Below are 21,168 nucleotides of genomic sequence, written 5' to 3'. Positions count from 1 at the left end.
CTTGACGCGTTGAGAACCTGTGAGCGTCGAGCAGAGGGAACAATGGCGAAGCAAAAGAACATCCACCGCGTCCCCCGTGAAGCGGACCATATCGACCGCAGCCTAAAGCATGCCTTTGACGAGCTGGCGGCGGAACCGTTGCCGGAGCGGTTCACTGATCTGCTTGAGCAGCTGCGCAAAGCTGAACTTCACAAGAAGGACATCCAATGACAGCTGATCCGCGAGATGAGTTGACTGAGCATCTGGGCGCGCTGCGTGCCTTTGCGCTCAGTCTCACCAGGAACTCGGCAACTGCAGATGATCTTGTGCAGGACACTCTGATCAAAGCTTGGAGTAATATCGAGAAGTTCAATGCCGGCTCGAACATGCGGGCCTGGTTGTTTACCATTCTGCGTAACACTTTCTATTCGCTGCGCCGCAAGCGCAAGCGCGAGGTTGAGGATGCTGACGGATCGCTGGCCTTGGCGTTGGCTTCAAAACCCGATCACGATGGCCGCCTTAACATGCGGGATTTCATGCAGGCATTCGAAAAACTTCCGGACACTCAGCGCGAGGCGTTGATCTTGGTCGGTGCAGGCGGGTTTTCCTATGAAGAAGCTGCTGAAACCTGCGGTGTCGCTGTCGGGACGATTAAAAGCCGGGTTGGACGCGCGCGTGCATCGCTTGCTGATTTGCTTAGCCTTCAAGATGACGAGGCGCTGGAACTCACAGACAGTGTAACTGCGGGAATTCTGTCCAATGGCCCAGTCAACTGAGGACTCTGCCGGTTTCTGACCCGATTAGTTTGCGGGCCACGCAATCGTGGCCCGGGCCTGTTTTCATTTCTGGGCATTACCAAATGGGGACAACGCTACGCTCCCCATCCATGCCCTGAAGAAATTGAATGAGTTTTCAGCCGATGCACATGTTTTCGAGAGCGGGGGCTGGCCAATGCCTTTTTTGCTGGGCTAGTCGATAAGGAAATATGTTTGCGTTCAAGGACTTTTTCGGAACCGAACCCGGCATTGTGCGTCTTACAACTGCTGGCAGCCTTAAAGCGCTGCACGACTTTTCCCCAACTTGGTCGTTCCACTGGGCTCCCGACATTGCTGCGGCGGGGGTCATTTTCTCTTGTGTCACCCAGTTTTGCCTAACCGAGACAAGCAGGTCTCCACCGTATTTGGCCGCTGTTCAGGTCCCCTTCCGTCCGCGGCCGCATTGAATGAGGCTTGCAGCCTAAAAAACTGTGTCAAGAATCCTCCTGCTTCAATTGCCTTCGATGCGGGCATCCCTTTGCTGGTATTCGGCATCTGCACGAGCGGCATCGGCCAGAGTCTAAGAAACCCGCCTTCCAGACATCGTCGCCTTGGACGAAGGCGGCCAGCTTCTCGAATTTGACGCCGGAGTTGAAAGCATCGAATTCGGCATAGAGGATGTGTCGGTTACCTTTCCCCGAAATCAAGTTCCAAAAACCTGAAAAAGAGATCCGCAGCGGCAGCTGATCAGGTGCTGGAATACCTGAAACGCAGCTTGGCAGCCGCGCTTTCTCCTGATCCAGCGGAGCTATTACAGCACCGGCGGCAAGGAAATCCGGAACCAATCGCCCGCAAAGCCGTTGATGTTAAAGATGGCGCACAGCAGCGCGTAAACATTGAAGGAGAAGAGTCATGCTTGGCTGGGCAATCACATTTCTAGTAATCGCGCTTGTGGCCGCAATTCTTGGTTTCAGCGGCATCGCCGGAGCCTCCGCCGGGATCGCTCAGATCCTGTTTGTGATCTTCCTGGTGCTCTTCGCTCTCTCGATCATTGTTCGTTTTATCAAGCGCTGACGCGGCAGAGCTCCCGCGGACTGCAGAACGGCAGCTAAAAAAAGGATATCAACACATGACCAACACAGCCGAAGCAAAAAAGCATTCACCTGAGGGCACCGGAGCCACAGCAGAAGCGGCAAACGGCAACCTGACCGGTCGCGTGAAAGAACAGGCCGCAGAGACTGTCCAGCAGGCGCAAGAGCAAATTGGTGCCGGGCTGCAGTACAGTTCTGGTGAACTTCAGCGTGTGGCTTCACAGGGGCGGGCATTTGTAAAAGAAAATCCTGGCCTTGCCATCGCTGGTGCTCTGGGGGCCGGCGTATTGCTTGGTTTGGCCATGCGCAGCCGTTTCTAAGACAACGGTTCAAAACAGTAAATGAAAGCCGCGCTTTATGGCGCGGCTTTTGGTTTTTCCAAGCGGTCTGAAAACGGCATCGCCGGTAGCGCGACAAGGAAAATTACCCGGTGTAAGGGAACCATTTTTCTTCCCTGTGCGTTTTCTGATCAGAACAGGAAACTGAAGGGAGACTATCATGGAATATGGGCTGATTGGCCTGCTTGTGCTGGCCGCAGATATCTACGCAATCATTCAAATCTTGTCCTCCGGCGCCTCCACCGCAGCCAAAATCCTCTGGACCCTTGTGATTCTCATTCTGCCCGTCGTGGGCTTTATCATCTGGCTTATTGCAGGCCCGAAATCCTCTGCCGCAAAGATTTGACCAGCCGGCATTGGCCTGAAGCGGTCCGGCAGTTACAGGCCGGGCCCCGTTTGTTCCAAGAGAGCAAACAACGCCAGCGCACGCGTCCTCTTTGTATCCCCGATACCGGAAAGGCTGATGACATGACCGATACTTCTGAATTGGAAAGGCAGGCTCGCGCGCAGGCCGCGGATCTGGGCCGCAAGGCAAAGGATGCAGTTGCAGACACCGTCCGCAACACCGCCGGCGCCGCAAAAGAGCACGCTGCGCGAGAGGTGCAGTCGACTGCAGATGCCGCGGATGCCGCCGCAGATGCATTTGAACCGGGCACCGTTCAGGCGCAGGCGGCGCAGATGATTGCGGGCCATCTGGAGGATACCGCGCACCGTGTCCGCTCAATGGACTTCGAACAGACGGTACGGGATATCGGTTCATTTGCTCGCAATAACCCACTGCTGTTTCTCAGTGCCGCATCCCTTGCCGGGTTCGCGGCCACCCGCTTTCTGAAGTCGCGTGCACCGGCGGATGCCGCCTCATTTGCTCAGGAAGGAATGCTGAGTCCGGCGCGTGAAGGGAGTGGCCATGACGCATCCTGATTTACGCGCGGCCCCAGAGCTGTTCCTTGGCACTCTCCGTAACTTCGTTGCCCTGTTGCGCAGCGAATCGGAGCTAGCCAAAGGTGAATTAAAGGAGAAGGCCGCGCAGGCTGGAACCGGGCTCGCCTTCATGACTGCCGCTGCCATTGCCGCTCTGGCAGGTTTGCACGTCCTTGCTGCGGCACTTGTCGCTTGGATTACCGCCGCCGGGCTATCCCCAGGCCTTGCCGCCCTTGTAGTAGGCGGCGCTCTTCTGACCGCGGCTGTGTGCTTGCTTCTGGCGGGCAAGTCCCGCCTCAGCAGCAAGGCGCTTCTGCCGTCGCGCACCATTCGCAGTATCAAGCAGGACGCTGCCAGTATCAGGGAGGCTGGAAATGCCGGAAATTGACAACCTCGAAAAAAAGGTGGATGCAGACCGCCGCAAACTGGCTGCCTCGCTGTCGGGAGTGACAGATATGCTCGCTCCGCAATCGGTGACCAAGCAGCTCAAGGCCACGGCTCACGGGTACGGCGGCCAGCTTAGTCAGCAGGCAGTGGCCGCAGCCAAACGCAACCCAGCGGCACTGGTGCTGACCGGCGCGGGGCTTGCCCTGATGTTTGCGGGGACCGGCCGCCGTCCGACTAGCCCCGTCGCCAATCCAACAGCAGTTCCGCTGGAGGACTCCTTTGCCGGTTTTGATAACCGCGTCGCCGCCGCGGATGCTGCTATGAAAAAGGAGATGACCGGGATGAGTAAAGAAAGCTTCCGCTCGACCAATATGCGCGAGACTTTGAACGCAGGACTGGACGGCTTGCCTGAGGCCGCCCGGAAACGTGTGCTCAACGCCCGCGGGGCAGCTCTGCAGGCGCAGGAGAAGCTTGAGGCACACGCATCCAAAGCCGCGGCCAGAGGCCAGACCTTTTTTGAAGAGAACCCACTTGCTGCCGGCGCGATTGCGCTTGGCCTTGGTGCGCTGATCGGCGCCCTGCTGCCTTCCACTCGCCGGGAGGATGAAGTTCTAGGAGCGCATCGAGATGCGCTGGCGGCAAAAGCTGAAAAGGCTTTGCGCGACGAGATGGACAAACTGTATCAAACAGCCAACGCCAAGCTGGATCCATCTGCCAGCAAAAAATCACTGCACACCGCTGCCAGCTAATAATGTCCGGAATTCTAGAAAATGTCCTCAGCGGCCGGGGGGTTCGTGTGATGCTGATGATACTGACAATCATCGGCATCACTGCAGCCCTGCACCTGGCACAGCAAGTCCTCGCGCCGATGAGCTTTGCGCTAGTCTTGGGTGTAGTGGTTTCGCCGCTCGCCGACAAACTGGCCCGGTATGGAGTGCCACGGCTGGCGATCGCCCTGTCGCTTTTAATCCTTTCTACGCTGTTCGTAGCAGTCATTCTTTTGCTGATTGAGCCGCTGATCAATGTCCTCATCGAAGAGCTACCCCGCATCAAGTCCGTGATGGGAGCTTTGATCGACCAAGCATCGTCTCTGCTGCGCGGAATCGAGACAATCAGCCAGGAAATTGAGGAAAGCGTAGGCGCCGAAGCCGTGGAACCACAAACTGCGATCCCTTCGGTAGGGGATGCACTCTGGCTGGCCCCCAGCTTCGTCTCCCAAGTGTTCATATTTGTTGGAACGTTGTTTTTTTTCACTCTGACACGCAATGACCTGTACCGCCTGACAGGGCCACTGGAAATCCGATTGAAACACGCCGACACCGTCGTCGCCAAGTATTTCGCTGCCATCACTTTGGTGAATACCGGACTGGGTGCCGTCACCGCGGCTGCACTAATTGCGCTCGGCGTTGAATATGCTTTGATCTGGGGGCTGGCGGCAGCTTTGCTGAATTACGTCCTGTACCTTGGCCCTTTACTGATTGCAGTCAGTCTGGCAATCGCCGGAATGCTTCAGTTCCATGGGTTGTTTGCTGTTTTGCCACCACTGGCGTTTTTGCTGATCAACCTGACAGAGGCTAATATTGTGACACCTCTTGTTGTTGGGCAGCGCATGGCAATAAACCCGCTGCTGATATTCCTGGCAATTGTATTTGGCCTGTGGCTTTGGGGACCGGTCGGAGCATTTGTCACACTGCCGCTTTTGCTTTGGCTGGGGGTTCTGCTAGCCCCGCAGCCCGGGGCCGCGGACGAACCTGCGCAGGACCCCTTAAACAAGGTGATTTGACCGCTGTCCGGCACCGCAGGGGTGCAAAAACTCTTCACTCCGCTTGTTGTTGATCGTCTAAAAGGTTTTCCCCGCCATCCAGCACTTCACGCTCCCGCTCCGCGGCATCCGCGATTGCCGGCTCTGCCCGCGCTGGATCGGCAGCCTCGGGCAATGCTGCCAATTCAGGTTTAGGAGCCCGCTCTTCTTCAACGGAGTCTCGCTTTGCCGCCGCAGTGGCGCTCGCCCCATCCAGCCGCACCCGGTAAATCGGCTCCGGCAGACCAAATCCTGCGCTTTCCAGCGCCATCTTGGCAGCCCGGATCGCCTCACCGCGCGCCTTGGCGAAATTCACTTCCGTCTGGTTCACCCAGCCGGTGAAAGTCAGGATCACATTGGAGTCTCCGACTTCATTGATCCAGGCGCCGACCTCCGGCTCCTTCAGCACGAATTTCTGAGCCTCTAGCGCAGCAACGGCGGTGGCCAGCGCAGCGGCCAAGTCGGCATCTGCATCTACCCCTAGGTCAAAACAGAACCGGCGATGGGGATCACGGGTAAAATTCACGATACGCCCCTTGTACACTGTGGCATTGGGAATGCGGATATGGTTGCCATCGGGTGAGATCAGGATGGTCGCCCGCGACGTCAACCGCGCCACCGTTCCTTGATCCCCTTGGATGTCGACGAAATCATTTGGCCGGAATGGTTGGCGAAGACTGAGAAGAATGGAGGCAATGAAATTCTCAACCGTGTCGCGCACTGCAAAGCCAAGCGCGAGGCCAACCACGCCTGCCGCACCCAGAACTGCCCCGATCAGCGCTGTTGCGTTCATGATATCCAGAGCCAGAACCAGTCCGGTCAGGATGAAAAGGATGCGTGCAACCGCCCTGTAGACATCCGCAATGAAAGCGTTGGGTGCCAGCCGGGTCCAGATGCCTATCCGCGTCGTCAGCAGCCACCCGCCCGCAGCCACCAGCAGAAAGGCCGCCATTGCGACCAGGAAGATCGGACCGTTTGCCAGCAGATTGCGTGTGCGGGCAGCAATCCGCTCCATGGCCGGAGCCAGCCGTTCTTCAAGGGTGCCGCTGATTTCGGTTTCATTCTCAATAGCCACAACACCGGCCACGCGGTTGATGATCTGCGTAAGCCGGTCTTGCGCCGCATTGTCGATTACTTGACCCGAAACACGAACAACACCTTCGGAAACTGACACTTTCACGCTTCCATAGCCGTTGATTTCAGCCAGCAGGTTTTCAATTCTGCTCAGAATCTCACCATCCCGTACGGCCGCATCACCAACTTCGATCAGGCTGTCGGTCTGCACCGGTTCACGAGCTATCTCCGCTTGACCGGCCACAGTTCCCAAGAACAGCGCTGCCGATACAGCCACGCAATGCAAGAACAACCGCAGTTTGCTTAGCGGGGCAACGGTGCTTTCCCTGCTTGGTTCAGCAAAACACTCTACGAGTTCCAATTTTTGCATTCTCCCGATCAAATTCGCACCCGCTGCAAAAGACAGGTCCGCGTTGCGCGGATAAAGGCAGTTCACCCGCCATGACGATGCGTTGTCTACCCCCAGTTTCTGCAAGTGTTCAGCAGGAAAGCAGAGGAACACCTCCCGCTGGGTTGCGTTTGGCCCCCACCAATCCGGGATGCCCGCTTCAAATACGCCTGGTTTCCGCCATGTCGCAGGGCCGAGACTGCGTTACCATTGCTGCCAACGGCCGTTTCGCACTTCGCTAGGCCTTCGGATCCAAAGCTGAAAGGAGCGGCTGCAAGATCGGATTGTCACACGACAAGTGACTTCTCAGGGCGATCGGACTGAAATTTGCTTCGGATTTTCTCCGTCACTGGGCGCGGTTCCCCGGAGAAACAGCAAATTATTTATATATATCAAATATCTGGCTAGTTTTTGTCTAGCTATTTTTTGTTTTCTCCTTTTGGAGGGGGCTTTGGAAATAAAACGTTTCAATGGCATGGTTTGCCCAGAACTATGTCACAGTTTAATGCATGACGCCTGGCACGGTGCCAAAGTTCCTCCAAAAAATGGAGGCCATATGGGCAGCGAAACTCAAGGTGCGGAAGCACCCGTACTGATCCTTACCAACAACGCGTTTGAAGCAGTTGATATCAGCGATTACCTGACACGCCGTGGTTTGAACGCCATCTTGACCGAAAGTAAAGTCGAGCATTGCACTGGCTTTCTGGAAGACGGATTGCCGCCGCCACGACTGGTGTTCTTTGCCTTCCCGCTCAGCAACCCTGCTGCTCGGGACTGGCTTACCGACGCGCTATCTAAGAAGTGGCGGGTCATCTTGGTCAATGGGGATACGGCCGAGCCAGAATTGAAGGCATTGCCCATGCTTACCCGCCCGTTCAAAACCGCCCATCTTGATGCTGTTATGGAGATGGTCGGCGAATAAGGGCTCCTCAGCGCAACGCAAGGCGGGCGTTCCCGGACTATGATCCCGATCACCAGTTTACCGAGAACACCTATGTGCTGCTGTCGGCGGCTTAGCGGGTATCCGCAGCCGCCGGAGTGCGATGGTCGGGCTGAGAGAGGTTCTGGACTGCAAGGAATCCCGCAGCATTGCGGTGCTGTCCGCCCTGAAACTGGGGCTGTCTCTGTTCGCAATCATGCTGCTGATCGTGGCGGGCACGGTGACGCGCCCTGCCAGCCTTTGCCCGCTGGACCTGCAGATTCTTGCTTGAGCAATTGTTCGGGCTGGCCCGCTTGCCGGTACTGATGCTGACCGGTGCGTTCGGGATATAAGTTCTGTGCGGCTACGGCCAAAACCGCCCGGCTGCCGACCAGCCTTGGATCACCAAGGGGAGCCGCTGCCGCTTGCCTGCTGTGGTTCACCGCCAGCGCAGGGATCACGGTTCATACTGAAACCTTCGACTCCTACAATCAGGTCTTCGGCGTATCGTGCGGCGTCAATATCCGGCTAACCTGGTTGTCGCTTTCGGCTTTTGCCATGCTTCTAGGTGCCGCCTCCGACACGGACACGGACACGGACACGGCGTGATACCGGAACCAAGCAGCCGCTGGCGCGTTTTCTGTCCAAGGGCGCCGCACCGCGACTGACCCGGATTCCAAATGATTTTCAAAGGAGAACGACTCATGGATGACGACCGGTTCACCGGCAAATGGACCGAACTCAAAGGCCGACTTCGCGAGGCCTATGGCGACCTGACTGATGACGAGCTGGAGCAGGCGAAGGGCGAACGCGAGCAGCTGGAAGGGCTGCTGCAGCAGAAACTGGGCAAGACCAAGGATGAAGTCCGCCAGACTGTCGACCGGATCCTGGACAGCATCTGACCAGGCAGGAAAGCCCGGGAGCGAGAGCAATGGGGGCGCAGACTAGATAAGAAATGGGCTTTTCCAACTGGTCTGGTTCAGCATTAAATTAAAAAAGGAGGTGCAAGAAACGCGGCAGGCAACCGAAGCCTGAAGACCTGATCCGAAAATTTTGACAGGTTGACGTAGTGGCGGGCCAGGCCGCACGCTCCTCGGCATGTTAACGGCTGGCCCGTTTATTTTGCTGCACTCAGCAGCGCCAAAGGCCGTATACTCTGCTCGATGGTGCTCATGGATCGATCTGAATTCTTCGGTTTAGCCCCCTATCACCTCATGCTTGCGGCGGTGGGTGTAGTGATCATTCTCGCCCATTGGTCGCCGCGCCTTTTTTCCACAAGGGAACCCGCCGCCGCGCCGCTTCTCATGCTGTTGGGCATGGCGGCATACTGGCTGGTCCCGGGCCTGCCTGAGCTTCCTGATCCGCGCGTTCACCCGAAGCCTTGGGAAGTCGTCAGCGAGCTGACCGTGATAGTGGCGCTTTTTGCTGCCGGCCTCCGCTTGGACAGCTTGAGGTCGTGGAAAGATTGGGCTCCGACAGCCAGACTCCTCCTCATCGCGATGCCGCTCACAATTCTGGCGGTTGCCTTACTGGGGTGGGGATTGGGCGGCATGACGGCTGCGGGGGCAATTCTTCTGGGGGCCGTGCTGGCCCCGACAGACCCGGTGCTTGCGGGTGACGTGCAGGTTGGTCCGCCTATGGAAGGCAACGAGCATCCGGTGCGCTTTACGCTGACAACGGAAGCGGCGCTCAATGACGGGCTTGCTTTTCCTTTTGTCTATCTCGGTCTCATAGTTGCCGTTCAGGGGCTGAACCCTCAGGCCTGGCTGGCCGATTGGCTGATGATTGACGTCGCCTACCGGATCTCAGCTGGTGTTGTGATGGGCGCCTGCGGCGGATGGGCACTGGGGCAGGTGCTGTTTTTGTTTCCCCGTTCGGCAGTTCTGGCCGACACGGGTTCAGGTGTGGTAGCGATAGCAGGTGTATTGCTGTGCTACGGTTCAACCGAACTGGTCGAAGGCTATGGGTTCATAGCCGTCACCGTTATGGGCCTGGCACTGCGCCGGATCGAAAATGAACACCGGTTTCACCGTAGGCTGCACGACTTCTGCGAAACTATCGAACACGCTTTGACAGCGCTGCTGCTGGTCGCGCTTGGTCACGTCCTTCCAGTTGTTCTGGAGGACTTCACATGGACGCACCTGCTGCTGGCATTTCTGCTCATCCTTGTGATACGCCCTCTAGCAGGCTGGATCTCTTTAGCCGGGTCGCGTCTGCGTAAGCGTGACCGTCTGGTGGTATCCGTATTTGGAGTCCGGGGGATCGGCTCAGTCTACTATCTTTGTTATGCCGGTGCGCATCTGGAGTTTGTCAATGAACCTGAGCTATGGGCTCTAATCGGTTTGACCATCCTGCTGTCGACTATGCTTCACGGCTTCACGGTCGGCCGCGCCATGGATGAGCTGGCAAAGTAAAACAGCCCAGTTGGACCCACACGCGCAGCCAGTCCAACCCCTATCTCAGGCCTGCAAAACACCGTTTACTTCGAATACTGTGCTGCGGCAGCGCCAGCTGTTTCAGTATCATCCGGGTGGAAACTGGCCGGGCAAGCACCGGCCACCTCAAGCGCGGGGAATGCCCGTCCAGTTCATCTTCGGCCGCATTTCCCATCAAGACAAGCCGGCCGCCGCGGCCCTGAACAGCCTGATCTATCTTGAGCTTAGTCACCTGTTCGGACCCCGCCTCCACGAAAGCTACTGCAATCCGCCGCAAAGGCGTGATCGTAACAAGAGCGTGTTCATGCCCCTCTTGCACGCTGATTTCAGCCACCGGATCGACATCCGAGATGGTATCGCAGATATCGCAAGTGATCAGGTAATTTCTGGACACCACAAGATAAATGTGTGCTCGGTCTTGACTGGGCTCTTCCATTGCTTTCGCCCCCCTACAATGGGACATACTGGAACTTTTTCGGCGCAGGCGCATTTAACTATGACATAGGTACGAAGGGAGAGGGCCATGCCGCCAACAACCTGCCAGAACTGCCCGTTGCGAAAGCGGCCCGTGTTCACACCAATGTCGCGTGAGGAAGTCGCCTTTACCCAAGAGTTCAAAACCGGCGAGCTGACAGTGGATGCAGGCACGACTATCCTTCTGGAAGGCTCGAACAGCCCGCAACTCTACACGGTGCTCAAAGGCATGGGTACGCGCTACACAACGCTGGAAAATGGCCGCCGTCAGGTCATCAATTTTCTTTTTCCCGGCGATTTTGCCGGGCTGCAGGCCAGCCTGATGGGAGAAATGAAGCATTCAGTCGAAGCGTCTACCTCTATGACGTTGTGCGTGTTCCGCCGGGCCGCGCTGTACGAGCTTTTCCAGCACCATCCGGAGCGCGCGTATGATCTGACCTGGATTGCCGCAGTGGAGGAGCATTTTCTGGGTGAAACCATTGCGTCTCTGGGTCAGCGTGATGCCTCACAGCGCATTGCCTGGGCACTAGTGAGGATTTTTGAACGGCTCAGATCAGTCGGCATGGATGTTAAGGACACGGTACCGCTGCCCTATCGCCAGCAGGACCTCGCAGATGCACTTGGCCTGTCTCTGGTGCATACCAATAAGATGCTGAAAACACTGCGGGAGAGCAAAATGGCAAAATGGCAAAATGGAATGCTGAAAGTCAGAAACCTGCCTGCGCTGGCGGAAATGGCAATGATCGAATTGGCCGCACCAGAACGGCGGCCGCTGATCTAATGCAGCCTCCTTGAAGATCGGACGCCAGTTCGATCCATTCTCAGTTTTGAATCTCTGCGGCAGCCCAAGGCTTCGTGAAGCCGCTATCGGAACAACGCCACGAAACACGCCCTGAATGTCGTACTTGCATTATGGGCAATCGACCGCACTGACAGTTGTTCTGACTTACTGCGGCATGCAAGCGGCCATTTACGCGATTTCCTGACGCTGGCGTGGAACTTTTGGCGGCGTCAATAGTTTTCTCAACAGCAACTCGCAACTGAAAGGACACGGCATGCTCTATTGGGCCCTCGTCTTCTTGGTCGTGGCCATCGTTGCCGGCATTTTTGGATTTGGCGGCATCGCAACGGCCTCCGCTGGGATCGCACAGATCCTGTTCTTCCTTTTTCTGGTGCTCTTCGCACTGGCGCTTATCTTGCGCATCCTCCGCGGTGCCTCTCGCTGACGATCAAGCTGAGCGGCGGCTCAGGTCGTCTTTGGCGATCGCATGCTGCAAGAGACTCGCATACGTCACAATCCGATCCAGTCAACTTCATCACAAGCGTCTAGTAGTGCAATCGCTTCGGCATTTTTGCTCCCGACGATCGAAAAAACACTAGATTACCAGAGTTAGGTCCGACTCAGCGCAGTGAATACGGAAACAGCTTAGCTTTGTGGCCGCGTATTTGCCCTAGTGGAACTGGCTTTCCGGCAATCGCCTGCTCAGCCTCACGCGGGAGCGCCAACCCGATGGTGAGAGGCTGCTGTTCTAAGGTCATAAGTAGCAGCGTTCGATAATGGGGCGAGAGGCCGCCGCTCTGGAAGAGGGAAATGCCGAACCAGACCTTGCCTGTTGTCCGTGCGCAAGACGGTCGCGTTCGTGAAGGCTACGTCGCCATATTTTTATATTCTGACAAAGCGTTTGCTGCGTGCTGGAAAGCTGAATTGGTCAATTCCAAGTCGCCGGAATTCAAGGCCAGAGACGGATAAAGTTTCCCAGGCGACTTAAAGACGCCGTTGGCGCGCAATGTGCTGTTCCAGTGCGCATTAAGCCCCGGATCGCTATGCTTTGCGCTTCGGTAATCGATCGGCTCCGCATTTGTGAAGAAGATGTCGAACAATGCCGGATCACCGCAAATGCGGTGGGCGATACCCTGCTCGTTGAGCGCGGCGGATTGCATGTCCATCAGGGTTTGCCCCAGTTCGCGCAGCCGCTCATACTGTCCTGGACGCCGCAGGATCTCCATCGTTTTGAGGCCAGCGGCAGAAGCCACCGGATTGCCCGACAGCGTGCCAAGCTGCATGAGCCACCGCTCTGCCCCCACGGCCGCCTTGTCAAAATGCGACATGATTTCGGTGCTGGCACCGAGCGCCGCCAAAGGAAAGCCGCCCCCGATGATCTTGCCGAGCGTGCAGATATCCGGCGTCACGCCGTAACGTTCCTGGGCGCCGCCATAGGCGAGGCGGAAGCCGGTGACAATCTCGTCGAAAATCAGCAGCACGCCGTGCCTGTCGCACAAATCGCGCAAGCCTTGCAGGAAGCCGGGCTGGGCAGGGATGATACGCTGCAAGGGTTCTGCGATGATGGCGGCGATATCCTGATGTTCGGCCAAAAGCGACCCGACCGCCTCCAAATCGTTAAACGGCGCGATCAGCATGTCGTCGGCCACACCTTGCGGGATACCTGCGCTGTCTGGCACGGGCGAGGGGAAGTTGACCTCGCGGGCCGGGGCCAGGCTCATCTGCGCCTCAGCGGACATGCCATGATAGCCGCCCTCGAATTTGAGGATCTTCGGCTTGCCGGTATAAGCGCGGGCGAGGCGGATGGCATACATGTCCGCCTCGCTGCCAGACGTGACAAAACGGACCTGTTCACAGCAGGGCACTGCTTCGACGATAGCCTCGGCCAGTTCGATGCCTTTTGCATTGTTGGCAAAAAAGGTCATGCCCTGGGGCAGCTGTTCCAGCACCGCTTCCATGACTTCCGGATGGCCATGGCCCAAAAGCATCGGGCCGGAGCCGATCAGGTAATCCACGTATTCGCGGCCATCCTCGTCCCAGACACGGCTCCCGTCGCCCCTCGCAATCACGGTGGAAGCGTCGAAGTTACCGAAACCGGCGGCGGGAAGAACCTCGCGCGCACGGGTGATCCAATCGGCTTGGGAGTGAAGGCGGTTCATGTGGTCAATCCAGTATCAGGTCGGGCGTGCCGAGACGGTCTTGGTCGATGGCGATGCCCAAACCGGGGCCATCGGGCGGAGTTATGCGGCCATCGGCGCGCGTTGGCGCGCCGGGGGCGAGGCGCGGGCTGACATAGCCCGACAGGTCGCAAACGTTCAGAACACGGCTGGGCGGGGTTGCAGCCCCAATGTGCAGTGCTGCCGCAGTGACGATATCGCTGCCCCAGGTGCACTCGATGCACATCTTTGCCCCAAGATGAAGGCACAGGTCGCGCGCGCGGCGCGCAGCCGAAAGCCCGCCGAACTTTGACAGCTTCAGCGCAACTGCGTCCATGATGCCCAGCCGGTGCCCCTGCAGAAGCGTGGCAGTATCATGCGCCAGTTCATCCAGTTTCATCGGCAGACCTGTGGCCGATTGCACCCGCGCGCAATCTTCCAGCGTGGCGCAGGGCTGTTCCAGCATAACATCCAGATGCGCCACCCCGCGGCCCGTGCGGATCGCGTCCAGCGTGGTCGCGCCGCAGTTCCAATCACCGTAAACCAGCGGGCCGGGCCCAACCGCCTCACGTACCTTTGTCAGCCGTTCGACGTCCGTTTGCCAATCGCCCGATGCACCGAGCTTGACCTGGAACTGGCTAAGCCCCGTCGCCTGCGCCTCACGAGCGATGCGGGCCATTTCTTCCGGATCGACACAGGTGATGGAATGATACAGCGGCAGAGTGTCCTGCCGTCGCCCCCCCATCAGGGCATGGATCGGCAATCCCGCAGCTTGCCCGGTAATATCCCATAGCGCGATGTCCAGCGCGGATTTCGCATAAACATGCCCTGGCAAATAGGCATCGGCCTTGGCCATGAGCGCCTCGGCACCGATAGGATCACCCCCAAGGATTACCGGCGCCAGCTCCTGCAGGGCTGGTGCCACGCCGCGGGCATAGGCAGGCAAGTAATGCGGGATCGGGCAAACCTCACCCCAGCCGGTCAGACCGGCATCGGTGTCGGCTGCGATCACAACAGTTTCGACCGTGTCGCACGTCTTGCCATCGGCCATGTAGTAGGCCGTGTGGCTGGTCAGCGGCATATGCCACAGACGCAACCGCGTGATGCGCGGCCCAGTACCGGCAGGCGCGAGCGCTGGAGAGGCAAGCGGGTTCATTCGGCGGGCTCCTGAACAGCATTCGCGCGGGGGAGCAAGCCTTGCGGATCATAAGCCGGTTCGCCCAGTACACGAGCAGCGCGCGGCCGGCCGTGGATGATCACCTCCAATGCGGTGCCGGGTTCGGCCGCATGGGGCTTGATATAGGCAAAGGCGAGGATCTTTCCGGCCGTGTGGCCATAAACAACCGATGCGGTTGAGCCGACGACTTTGCCGCCATGCAGAACGGCCTCGCCGCCATGCCCGTCGATCTCGCCGTCGGGGTCTATCTCCAGATAGGCGCAAATCCATGGCAGGCCGGTGTTCAGCGTCTTGTCCTTGCCAAGAAAATCTTTATCCGCCTGGACAAAGCGCAAAACGTCTGCCTCAGCCAAGGTGACCTCATTGGTCAGCTCACCCGCGCCTTTAAAGCCTTTCTCCATGCGCATCACATTCATGGCAAAGCTGCCATAGTCAGCGATGCCATGTGCCTGGCCCGCTTGCCAGAGCGCGTCATAAACCTCTTCCATCGCATCGAAGGGCATGTGGAATTCCCAGCCCAGCTCGCCCGCGTAGGACATGCGGAAGGCCCAGACAGTGTGCCCGGCAACCGTAATCTGTTGCGCGGAGAGCCAGCGGAAGGATGCATTGTCCAGCGGCGTATCGGTGCAAGCGGCTAAAACATCGCGGGACTTTGGCCCGTTCAGCGAAAGCGCGCCCCAGCTGTCCGAGAGGGCTGTAATGGTCACATCCGCCCCATCGCGATGCGCAGCCAAATGATCCAGGAGGCGCTGTTCAAAGAACGCAGCGCAGACGAGATAGAACCGGTCCTCCGCCATGCGCACGATCGTTGTTTCCAACTCGATCCGCCCGCGCCGGTTCAGCATGTGCGTGAGCGTGATCGACCCTGTCTTCTGCGGCATCCGGTTTGCGGTCAGCCGGTCCAGCAGCGCGTAGGCCTCCGGCCCCTCGATCAGCACCTTGGTGAAAGCCGTGACATCCATGATCCCAACGCGCTCGCGCACCGCCTTGATCTCTGCGGCGACCATGCCGTCTGCAGGCGTGCGGCGGAAGGAATAGTAATCGCGCTGTTCGATGCCTTTGGCAAACCAGCGCGGCCGCTCAAAACCGTAGACTTCTTCAAACACTGCCCCCTTCGCCTTCAGCGTCTCGTGCAGCGGTGACGGCTTGACCGGCCGCCCGGCAAGACGGTTGAAATGCGGGAAAGGGATTTCGTGGCGCAGGCAGTAGTCCTCCTTGGCCTTAATGACCTGCCAGTCCTTGTCAGCGTAAGATCCAAACCGGCGCGGGTCATAGTCGCGCATCGAGATATCCGCCGCGCCATGCACCATCCAGCGCGCCAGTTCGCGTGTCAGGCCCGGGCCCCAGCCGATGCCGATCTGGGTGCCGCAACAGCACCAGTAATTGCGCACGCCAGGCGCGGGGCCTATCAGCGGGTTACCGTCGGGCGGGTGGCTGATGGCGCCATGGACGTCGCGGCTGATGCCAAGTTCAGCGAAAATCGGCATCCGGTTCAGGCTTTCCTCAAGCCAGGGCATGACACGATCATAGTCCGGCGCGAAAAGTTCGTTCTCTGCCTCCCAAGGGCAGTGATCCTCCCACACCGTGTTGGGGTTGGCCTTTTCATAGATGCCGATCAGGCCCTTCTTCTGTTCCATCCGGATGTAGCCCGAGACCTTTCGGTCATCGCGGATCACAGGCAATTCCTGCTCAAGATCGCGGAATTCCGGCACTTCGTCGGTAACGAAATAATGGTGCGTCATCGACGTCATTGGCAGTTGCAGACCCGACCATTCGCCCATCTGCCGCGCATAAGTGCCGCCTGCGTTGACAACGTGTTCGCAGGTGATCGTGCCCTGCTCGGTCTCAACCACCCACTCGCCGTTTGCCGCCTGAGTGATATTCGTGGCCCGGCAGCGGCGGATGATGCGCGCGCCTTTTGCGCGGGCGCCGGCTGCCATGGCCATTGTCACATTGGTTGGGTCCACATGGCCATCATCGGGCGTGTGCAACGCTCCCAAAACGCCGTCGAGGTTATAAAACGGGTGCAGCTGCGCCACGCGGTCCGGGCTGGCAAGCTCGATGTTGAACCCCAAAGACCGGCCGACCGATAGCGTGTGGCGCAGCCAGTCCATCTCATCCTCGGTATAGGCCAGCCGGAACGACCCGCACCCATGCCATGTCACAGCCTGACCGGTTTCCGCTTCCAGCGCGCCGGAATAGAGCCCGATATTGTAATCGACGCATTTCCCCAGCCCGAAACTGCTGGTGGAATGAGTGATCTGCCCCGCTGCATGCCAGGTGCTGCCCGAGGTCAGTTCAGCCTTTTCCAGCAAAACTACCTCTGGCCCCCAACCCTCATGCGCGAGGTGGTAGGCAAGCCCGACCCCCATCACACCACCGCCTACGATGACCACGCGGGCGTGGCTGGGAAACTGCTTTTCCGACATGGTCGCTTCCTTTGTCCGGGAGTCGCAAAACATGTGGACAGGCTAAGAGTACAGATGTATCACTGTCAATCATGAATGACACAAATGTATCACGCCGTGTATTGGACCGCCTCGCCGAAGTGTGGGACGCGCTGACGCCCGAAGCGCAGAAAGCCGCGCGCTATGTATTGGAAAACCCCAATGATGTGGGGGTTTCAACCGTGCGGGAGATCGCCGAGGCAGCCAACGTCAAACCCAACACCTTCGTGCGCATGGCCCGGCAGGTGGGTTTTGAGGGCTACGAGGATTTCCGCGCGCCCTTCCGTGAGGCGATCCGCAATGGGGCCGTCAGCTTTCCTGACCGGGCGCGCTGGCTGCAGGACATCCGCAAATCAGGCGATCTGGGCGGGCTCTATGCCGACATGGCCGAAGGTGCGATCCGCAACCTGGAAGACACATTCGCAAGCATCGGCGCCGAGGCCCTGAAATCCGCGGCGGAGGCGATTTGGGCCAGCCGGCAGGTCTTTACGCTGGGTGTCGGTGTGAACAATGCGAACGCGCGCAACTTCACCTACCTCGCCTCTACCGGCATGGTGCAGTTCCACGCCATCCCGCGCCCCGGCTCCACCCCCACAGATGATCTGGCCTGGGCCGACAGCCGCGACGTGTTGATTGCAATGTCCATGCGCCCTTACCGCAGCGAGGTCATGGCCGCCATCAAGGTGGCTCGCGAACAGGGCATGACCATCATCGGCCTCAGCGACAGCCCGGCCAGCCCGATCATCAGGGCCGCAGACCATGGCTTTGCCGTCGCCGTGGACACGCCGCAATTCTTCCCGTCATCCGTCTCAACCATCGCATTTCTTGAAACGCTTTTGAGTTTCGTGATTGCCGTAGCCAGCGACGAGATCGTTGACCGGGTCGAGACATTTCACAGCCGCCGGCATCAGCTTGGCATTTACATGGAGGAGCCGGAATGAAGGACGAAACACCACCAGTCCGGTCACTGGACGCGCGTTACTACACCGACCCGCAGGTTTTTGAGATCGAAAAGGCCGGGCTGCTGGCGCGCACTTGGCAATTCGCCTGCCACGCCAGCCAGTTGGAAAACCCCGGCGACTACGTGGCCTTTGAGATGGGTGATGAAAGCCTCTTTGCGATCAGGGGCCGCGATGGCGAAATCCGCACCTTCTACAATGTCTGCCAGCATCGCGCGCATCAGCTTGTCAGCGGGATCGGCAGCACCCGCGTCGTAGTTTGCCCCTACCATGCATGGACCTATGAGCTGACCGGCAAGCTGCGCGCCGCACCCAACGCGAAATCCGTGCCGGGCTTCGACGCGTCGGAAATTTGCCTGACGGAGGTTCGGACAGAGGTCTTCCTCGGCTTTGTTTTCGTCAACCTTGATCCCGATGCCGAACCGATGGACGCCTGGTTTCCGGACGCGCGGGCCGAGATCGAGGCATTTGTGCCCAACTGGGCCGATCTGAAGCCATTGGAATGGGTTGAAATCCCGGAGAACTGCAACTGGAAAGTCTCGGTCGAGAATTACTCGGAGTGCTACCATTGCTCGCTGAACCATCCGACTTTCGCCACTGGAGTGATCCGGCCGGAAACCTACGATATCCAACCGCAGGGCTTTTGCCTGCGCCACACGACGGAATGCAATGACCTGAGCCAGATGACCTACGGCATCGACAGCGGGTTCCCTAACAACGACAAGTATTCCAGCTGGTTCCTGTGGCCGATGTTCAGCTTTCAGGTCTATCCCGGCAACCTGCTGAACACCTACCATTGGCGGGCTGTCGATGCAGATCACGTCGTGGTCTGGCGCGGCTGGTACTCTGCCGGCGGCTATGACGACGAAACCGTCCGCCGCATGGCGCAGCAGGACCGCGCCACCACGGTCGAGGAAGATATTCACCTTGTTGAAAGTGTGCAGCGCGGCCTGAAATCGCGCGGTTACGTGCCCGGACCGCTGGTGGTTGATCCCGCCTGCGGTGTCAATTCGGAACACTCTGTGATGCACCTTCAACGCTGGATGCGGGAGGCCGTTGATGACTGACGTGAAACCCTATTGGCAGAACTATATAGACGGCGCATGGGCCGACGGCGGCGCGGGCCGTATCAGCGTGACCGACCCTGCGACCGGCGAACGGATCGCTGAGCACGCCCTCGCTGATGCGGGTGACGTGGACCGCGCTGTGCAAGCGGCGCGCCAGGTTCATCTGTCCGGCGCATTGACCGCCATGCGCCCGATCGAAAGGGGCCGGATGGTTCAGGCGATGGGCCGTTACCTGCTCGACCACAAGGACGAAATCGCGCGCATTCTGACACTCGAGCAGGGCAAGCCCCTTTGGGAAAGCCACGTCGAGGTCGAGGGTGCTGCGCTCTATTTTGAGTATTACGGCAATCAGGCCAGCACGGTCGAAGGCCGCTCCATCCCCCTTGGCGCCGGCTATATGGACTGGACAGAATACGAACCGTTCGGAGTGTCCGCGCAGATCATTCCATGGAATTATCCGGTCGAGATGACGGCCCGGTCGCTCTCGGCCGCGCTGGCTACCGGCAATGCCTGCGTCATCAAATCACCCGAAATGACACCGCTCACCAATGCCTATCTGGCCCAGGCAGCTGAGGCGGCGGGTTTCCCGCCCGGCGCCGTGAACGTTGTCTGCGGGCTGGGGCGCGACGCGGGTGCGGCGCTGGCCGGGCACCCTGACGTGAACCAGATCGTGTTTACCGGCTCGGTGCCGACGGGCATTGCCATTGCATCCGCAGCCGCCCGGAACGTGGTGCCCTGCGTGCTGGAACTGGGCGGCAAGTCAGCAGCCATCGTGCATGAAGATGCCGATCTGGACGCCTTCGAGAATGACATCCGCTGGGGAATTTATTTCAACGCCGGCCAGGTTTGTTCGGCCATGTCCCGTGTGATCGTTCACGAAAGCCGCCATGACGAACTGGTCGAGCGGGCGGCGGCAGTCGCCAAATCCCTTTCAGTTGGTCCTGGCATCGACCGCCCCGGGTTCGGCGCGAACATGGGTGCGATGGTGAGCGACGGTCAGCGTGACCGCGCCGTCTCGATGATTGCGCGCGCCGAAGCACAAGGCGCACAAGTTGCCGCGGGCGGGCGCAAGCCCAACCGCCCCGGCGCATTCCTAGAACCCACAGTGCTGTCGGGCGTGACACGAGACATGGAGATCGCCAGCCAAGAGGTGTTTGGCCCGGTCCTGTCTGTCCTGTCCTTCCGCGACGAGGCGCAGGCCATCGAGATCGCCAATAGCACCGACTATGGCTTGGTGGCCGGCGTCTTCACTGCCGATCTTGCCCGCGCAACCCGCGCGGCACGGCAACTGCGCGCAGGTCAGGTTTTTGTCAACGAATGGTACGCAGGCGGCGTTGAGACCCCCTTTGGCGGTTACGGCAAATCCGGCTATGGCCGCGAAAAGGGCCGCGAGGCGCTTTGGAACTACGTGCAGACCAAGAATATCGCGATCCGGTTGAAAGGATAAGAGATGAGCACATTTGACGAAGATCTGTTCCTGAAGGGACTCGCGCAGCGCAAGGCTACGCTTGGGGCCGGGTATGTCGAAAAAAACCTCGCCGCCGCCGATGACTTCACCCGCCCCTTTCAGGAAGCGATGACGGCCTGGTGCTGGGGTTTTGGCTGGGGCGATGATGTGATCGACGCCAAGACGCGCTCAATGATGAACCTGTCGATGATAGGCGCCCTGGGCAAGATGCACGAATGGGAAATCCATTGCCGCGGAGCGCTTAACAATGGCGTCACTCAGGATGAAATCCGAGCGATCATCCACGTGATCGGCATCTATTGCGGCGTGCCGCAGGCACTGGAGTGTTTCCGCGTGGCGCGACGGGTTCTGGAGGAAGACCCGGCACCTAAGTCACTCTGAGCAAGCCCGCGAATGCACGAGGGCACCCCGGTCAGATGAATACAGTCCATTCAGCAGCACTGCCGGAACGATGGCCGAATGACCGCTTTATAATGCGACTAAGACATTTGTCCGTTCCACGGCATCAGCCGCTATGGGCTCACACAACGCCTTGTCTGACGTCAGCGCCA

The 21,168-nt window shown here is 58.9% G+C and carries 26 protein-coding genes; 20 read left to right on the top strand and 6 right to left on the bottom strand.

Annotated elements, in window-relative coordinates:
- The first annotated feature begins 42 nt into the window (after positions 1-42).
- Together RA21_RS22840 and RA21_RS08850 are read left to right on the top strand one after the other, a co-directional pair.
- Positions 43-210 carry a NepR family anti-sigma factor gene (locus RA21_RS22840; RefSeq protein WP_019296346.1) on the top strand — a complete coding sequence of 56 codons (168 nt, stop codon included), beginning with the start codon at positions 43-45 and terminating at the stop codon, positions 208-210.
- A complete protein-coding gene (locus tag RA21_RS08850) occupies positions 207-755 on the top strand; it encodes an RNA polymerase sigma factor (RefSeq protein WP_019296345.1) in 549 nt (182 codons plus the stop codon). Before RA21_RS22840 ends, RA21_RS08850 begins: the two co-directional genes overlap by 4 nt.
- A 473-nt stretch (positions 756-1,228) precedes the next feature.
- On the opposite strand, the gene RA21_RS23005 is transcribed toward RA21_RS08850, so the two are convergent.
- Positions 1,229-1,579, bottom strand: coding sequence for a hypothetical protein (locus RA21_RS23005; protein ID WP_206540053.1), 351 nt, complete (start codon positions 1,577-1,579; stop codon positions 1,229-1,231).
- A gap of 67 nt (positions 1,580-1,646) precedes the next feature.
- On the opposite strand from RA21_RS23005, the gene RA21_RS22270 reads away from it, so the two are divergent.
- The 7 genes from RA21_RS22270 to RA21_RS08815 all read left to right on the top strand — a co-directional run bounded on the left by RA21_RS22270 (position 1,647) and on the right by RA21_RS08815 (position 5,254).
- Positions 1,647-1,808: a DUF1328 domain-containing protein gene (locus RA21_RS22270; RefSeq protein WP_019296343.1), complete on the top strand. Its 162-nt coding sequence runs from the start codon at positions 1,647-1,649 to the stop codon at positions 1,806-1,808.
- A 55-nt stretch (positions 1,809-1,863) separates the two neighbouring features.
- The gene (locus tag RA21_RS08840) at positions 1,864-2,145 is read left to right on the top strand and encodes a hypothetical protein (RefSeq protein WP_039147928.1); all 282 of its coding nucleotides are present in this window, start codon (positions 1,864-1,866) and stop codon (positions 2,143-2,145) included.
- A gap of 178 nt (positions 2,146-2,323) precedes the next feature.
- The gene (locus tag RA21_RS08835) at positions 2,324-2,509 is read left to right on the top strand and encodes a PLD nuclease N-terminal domain-containing protein (protein WP_019296341.1); all 186 of its coding nucleotides are present in this window, start codon (positions 2,324-2,326) and stop codon (positions 2,507-2,509) included.
- A gap of 50 nt (positions 2,510-2,559) precedes the next feature.
- Positions 2,560-3,084, top strand: a complete 525-nt coding sequence (locus tag RA21_RS08830) for a hypothetical protein (RefSeq protein ID WP_152610523.1) — start codon at positions 2,560-2,562, stop codon at positions 3,082-3,084.
- Positions 3,071-3,472: a phage holin family protein gene (locus RA21_RS08825; protein ID WP_039147925.1), complete on the top strand. Its 402-nt coding sequence runs from the start codon at positions 3,071-3,073 to the stop codon at positions 3,470-3,472. Before RA21_RS08830 ends, RA21_RS08825 begins: the two co-directional genes overlap by 14 nt.
- Complete coding sequence (locus RA21_RS08820; RefSeq protein ID WP_039147923.1) at positions 3,459-4,220, top strand: hypothetical protein; 762 nt, start codon at positions 3,459-3,461, stop codon at positions 4,218-4,220. Before RA21_RS08825 ends, RA21_RS08820 begins: the two co-directional genes overlap by 14 nt.
- 50 nt (positions 4,221-4,270) lie before the next feature.
- On the top strand, positions 4,271-5,254 hold the full coding sequence (locus tag RA21_RS08815; RefSeq protein WP_241477407.1) for an AI-2E family transporter: 984 nt from the start codon (positions 4,271-4,273) through the stop codon (positions 5,252-5,254).
- Between the two features lie 34 nt (positions 5,255-5,288).
- Here RA21_RS08815 and RA21_RS08810 read toward each other — a convergent pair whose 3' ends face one another.
- The gene (locus RA21_RS08810; RefSeq protein ID WP_241483492.1) at positions 5,289-6,821 is read right to left on the bottom strand and encodes a mechanosensitive ion channel domain-containing protein; all 1,533 of its coding nucleotides are present in this window, start codon (positions 6,819-6,821) and stop codon (positions 5,289-5,291) included.
- Positions 6,822-7,290: 469 nt separating this feature from the next.
- On the opposite strand from RA21_RS08810, the gene RA21_RS08805 reads away from it, so the two are divergent.
- The 5 genes from RA21_RS08805 (at position 7,291) to RA21_RS08795 (ending at position 10,067) form a co-directional block, all read left to right on the top strand.
- Entirely contained in the window at positions 7,291-7,656 is a 366-nt protein-coding gene (locus RA21_RS08805; protein ID WP_019296335.1) for a hypothetical protein, read from the top strand.
- Between the two features lie 121 nt (positions 7,657-7,777).
- A complete protein-coding gene (locus tag RA21_RS22835) occupies positions 7,778-7,945 on the top strand; it encodes a hypothetical protein (protein WP_019296334.1) in 168 nt (55 codons plus the stop codon).
- Positions 7,946-7,989: 44 nt separating this feature from the next.
- Positions 7,990-8,262, top strand: a complete 273-nt coding sequence (locus RA21_RS23500; RefSeq protein ID WP_082008914.1) for a YhjD/YihY/BrkB family envelope integrity protein — start codon at positions 7,990-7,992, stop codon at positions 8,260-8,262.
- A 95-nt stretch (positions 8,263-8,357) separates the two neighbouring features.
- On the top strand, positions 8,358-8,555 hold the full coding sequence (locus tag RA21_RS08800) for a CsbD family protein (RefSeq protein WP_019296333.1): 198 nt from the start codon (positions 8,358-8,360) through the stop codon (positions 8,553-8,555).
- Between the two features lie 270 nt (positions 8,556-8,825).
- A complete protein-coding gene (locus tag RA21_RS08795; protein ID WP_039148151.1) occupies positions 8,826-10,067 on the top strand; it encodes a cation:proton antiporter in 1,242 nt (413 codons plus the stop codon).
- A 40-nt stretch (positions 10,068-10,107) separates the two neighbouring features.
- Here RA21_RS08795 and RA21_RS08790 read toward each other — a convergent pair whose 3' ends face one another.
- On the bottom strand, positions 10,108-10,524 hold the full coding sequence (locus tag RA21_RS08790; RefSeq protein WP_039147920.1) for a hypothetical protein: 417 nt from the start codon (positions 10,522-10,524) through the stop codon (positions 10,108-10,110).
- 87 nt (positions 10,525-10,611) lie between these two features.
- Between RA21_RS08790 and RA21_RS08785 the strand changes: the two genes are divergently transcribed.
- Positions 10,612-11,343: a Crp/Fnr family transcriptional regulator gene (locus RA21_RS08785; RefSeq protein ID WP_039147917.1), complete on the top strand. Its 732-nt coding sequence runs from the start codon at positions 10,612-10,614 to the stop codon at positions 11,341-11,343.
- Between the two features lie 274 nt (positions 11,344-11,617).
- A complete protein-coding gene (locus tag RA21_RS22260) occupies positions 11,618-11,788 on the top strand; it encodes a DUF1328 domain-containing protein (RefSeq protein ID WP_039147913.1) in 171 nt (56 codons plus the stop codon).
- 421 nt (positions 11,789-12,209) lie between these two features.
- Here the strand turns inward: RA21_RS22260 and RA21_RS08775 are convergent, their stop codons facing one another.
- The 3 genes from RA21_RS08775 to RA21_RS08765 are packed head-to-tail and all read right to left on the bottom strand — an operon-like array spanning position 12,210 to position 17,105.
- Positions 12,210-13,502 (bottom strand): aspartate aminotransferase family protein, encoded by a 1,293-nt coding sequence (locus RA21_RS08775; RefSeq protein WP_039147910.1) that lies wholly within the window; start codon positions 13,500-13,502, stop codon positions 12,210-12,212.
- Between the two features lie 4 nt (positions 13,503-13,506).
- A complete protein-coding gene (locus RA21_RS08770; RefSeq protein WP_052257622.1) occupies positions 13,507-14,655 on the bottom strand; it encodes a mandelate racemase/muconate lactonizing enzyme family protein in 1,149 nt (382 codons plus the stop codon).
- Positions 14,652-17,105 carry an FAD-dependent oxidoreductase gene (locus RA21_RS08765; protein WP_039148146.1) on the bottom strand — a complete coding sequence of 818 codons (2,454 nt, stop codon included), beginning with the start codon at positions 17,103-17,105 and terminating at the stop codon, positions 14,652-14,654. Before RA21_RS08765 ends, RA21_RS08770 begins: the two co-directional genes overlap by 4 nt.
- A gap of 71 nt (positions 17,106-17,176) precedes the next feature.
- Here RA21_RS08765 and RA21_RS08760 point away from each other — a divergent pair, with 71 nt between their 5' ends.
- Genes RA21_RS08760 through RA21_RS08745 form a run of 4 tightly spaced genes read left to right on the top strand, consistent with a single transcriptional unit; the run spans position 17,177 to position 20,998 of the window.
- Positions 17,177-18,064, top strand: a complete 888-nt coding sequence (locus RA21_RS08760; protein ID WP_029204827.1) for a MurR/RpiR family transcriptional regulator — start codon at positions 17,177-17,179, stop codon at positions 18,062-18,064.
- Positions 18,061-19,149 (top strand): aromatic ring-hydroxylating oxygenase subunit alpha, encoded by a 1,089-nt coding sequence (locus RA21_RS08755; RefSeq protein ID WP_019296324.1) that lies wholly within the window; start codon positions 18,061-18,063, stop codon positions 19,147-19,149. The genes RA21_RS08760 and RA21_RS08755 overlap by 4 nt, the downstream gene beginning before the upstream one ends.
- Positions 19,142-20,596: an aldehyde dehydrogenase family protein gene (locus RA21_RS08750; RefSeq protein WP_039147903.1), complete on the top strand. Its 1,455-nt coding sequence runs from the start codon at positions 19,142-19,144 to the stop codon at positions 20,594-20,596. The genes RA21_RS08755 and RA21_RS08750 overlap by 8 nt, the downstream gene beginning before the upstream one ends.
- Positions 20,597-20,599: 3 nt before the next feature.
- Positions 20,600-20,998 carry a carboxymuconolactone decarboxylase family protein gene (locus RA21_RS08745; protein WP_019296322.1) on the top strand — a complete coding sequence of 133 codons (399 nt, stop codon included), beginning with the start codon at positions 20,600-20,602 and terminating at the stop codon, positions 20,996-20,998.
- Positions 20,999-21,168 lie beyond the last annotated feature (170 nt).

The organism is Leisingera sp. ANG-DT (assembly GCF_000813785.1).
GTDB lineage: Bacteria > Pseudomonadota > Alphaproteobacteria > Rhodobacterales > Rhodobacteraceae > Leisingera.
This window is presented reverse-complemented; position numbering and strand designations above follow the sequence as displayed.

Coding starts and splice junctions, on each gene's coding strand:
- RA21_RS08785 (WP_039147917.1), top strand. CDS start 10,612: ATGCCGCCAACAACCTGCCAGAACTGCCCGTTGCGAAAGCGGCCCGTG.
- RA21_RS22270 (WP_019296343.1), top strand. CDS start 1,647: ATGCTTGGCTGGGCAATCACATTTCTAGTAATCGCGCTTGTGGCCGCA.
- RA21_RS08790 (WP_039147920.1), bottom strand. CDS start 10,524: ATGGAAGAGCCCAGTCAAGACCGAGCACACATTTATCTTGTGGTGTCC.
- RA21_RS08795 (WP_039148151.1), top strand. CDS start 8,826: ATGGATCGATCTGAATTCTTCGGTTTAGCCCCCTATCACCTCATGCTT.
- RA21_RS08770 (WP_052257622.1), bottom strand. CDS start 14,655: ATGAACCCGCTTGCCTCTCCAGCGCTCGCGCCTGCCGGTACTGGGCCG.
- RA21_RS22260 (WP_039147913.1), top strand. CDS start 11,618: ATGCTCTATTGGGCCCTCGTCTTCTTGGTCGTGGCCATCGTTGCCGGC.
- RA21_RS08835 (WP_019296341.1), top strand. CDS start 2,324: ATGGAATATGGGCTGATTGGCCTGCTTGTGCTGGCCGCAGATATCTAC.
- RA21_RS08805 (WP_019296335.1), top strand. CDS start 7,291: ATGGGCAGCGAAACTCAAGGTGCGGAAGCACCCGTACTGATCCTTACC.
- RA21_RS08775 (WP_039147910.1), bottom strand. CDS start 13,502: ATGAACCGCCTTCACTCCCAAGCCGATTGGATCACCCGTGCGCGCGAG.
- RA21_RS22835 (WP_019296334.1), top strand. CDS start 7,778: ATGGTCGGGCTGAGAGAGGTTCTGGACTGCAAGGAATCCCGCAGCATT.
- RA21_RS08745 (WP_019296322.1), top strand. CDS start 20,600: ATGAGCACATTTGACGAAGATCTGTTCCTGAAGGGACTCGCGCAGCGC.
- RA21_RS08850 (WP_019296345.1), top strand. CDS start 207: ATGACAGCTGATCCGCGAGATGAGTTGACTGAGCATCTGGGCGCGCTG.
- RA21_RS08755 (WP_019296324.1), top strand. CDS start 18,061: ATGAAGGACGAAACACCACCAGTCCGGTCACTGGACGCGCGTTACTAC.
- RA21_RS08800 (WP_019296333.1), top strand. CDS start 8,358: ATGGATGACGACCGGTTCACCGGCAAATGGACCGAACTCAAAGGCCGA.
- RA21_RS08840 (WP_039147928.1), top strand. CDS start 1,864: ATGACCAACACAGCCGAAGCAAAAAAGCATTCACCTGAGGGCACCGGA.
- RA21_RS08820 (WP_039147923.1), top strand. CDS start 3,459: ATGCCGGAAATTGACAACCTCGAAAAAAAGGTGGATGCAGACCGCCGC.
- RA21_RS08815 (WP_241477407.1), top strand. CDS start 4,271: ATGCTGATGATACTGACAATCATCGGCATCACTGCAGCCCTGCACCTG.
- RA21_RS08760 (WP_029204827.1), top strand. CDS start 17,177: ATGAATGACACAAATGTATCACGCCGTGTATTGGACCGCCTCGCCGAA.
- RA21_RS08765 (WP_039148146.1), bottom strand. CDS start 17,105: ATGTCGGAAAAGCAGTTTCCCAGCCACGCCCGCGTGGTCATCGTAGGC.
- RA21_RS22840 (WP_019296346.1), top strand. CDS start 43: ATGGCGAAGCAAAAGAACATCCACCGCGTCCCCCGTGAAGCGGACCAT.
- RA21_RS08750 (WP_039147903.1), top strand. CDS start 19,142: ATGACTGACGTGAAACCCTATTGGCAGAACTATATAGACGGCGCATGG.
- RA21_RS08825 (WP_039147925.1), top strand. CDS start 3,071: ATGACGCATCCTGATTTACGCGCGGCCCCAGAGCTGTTCCTTGGCACT.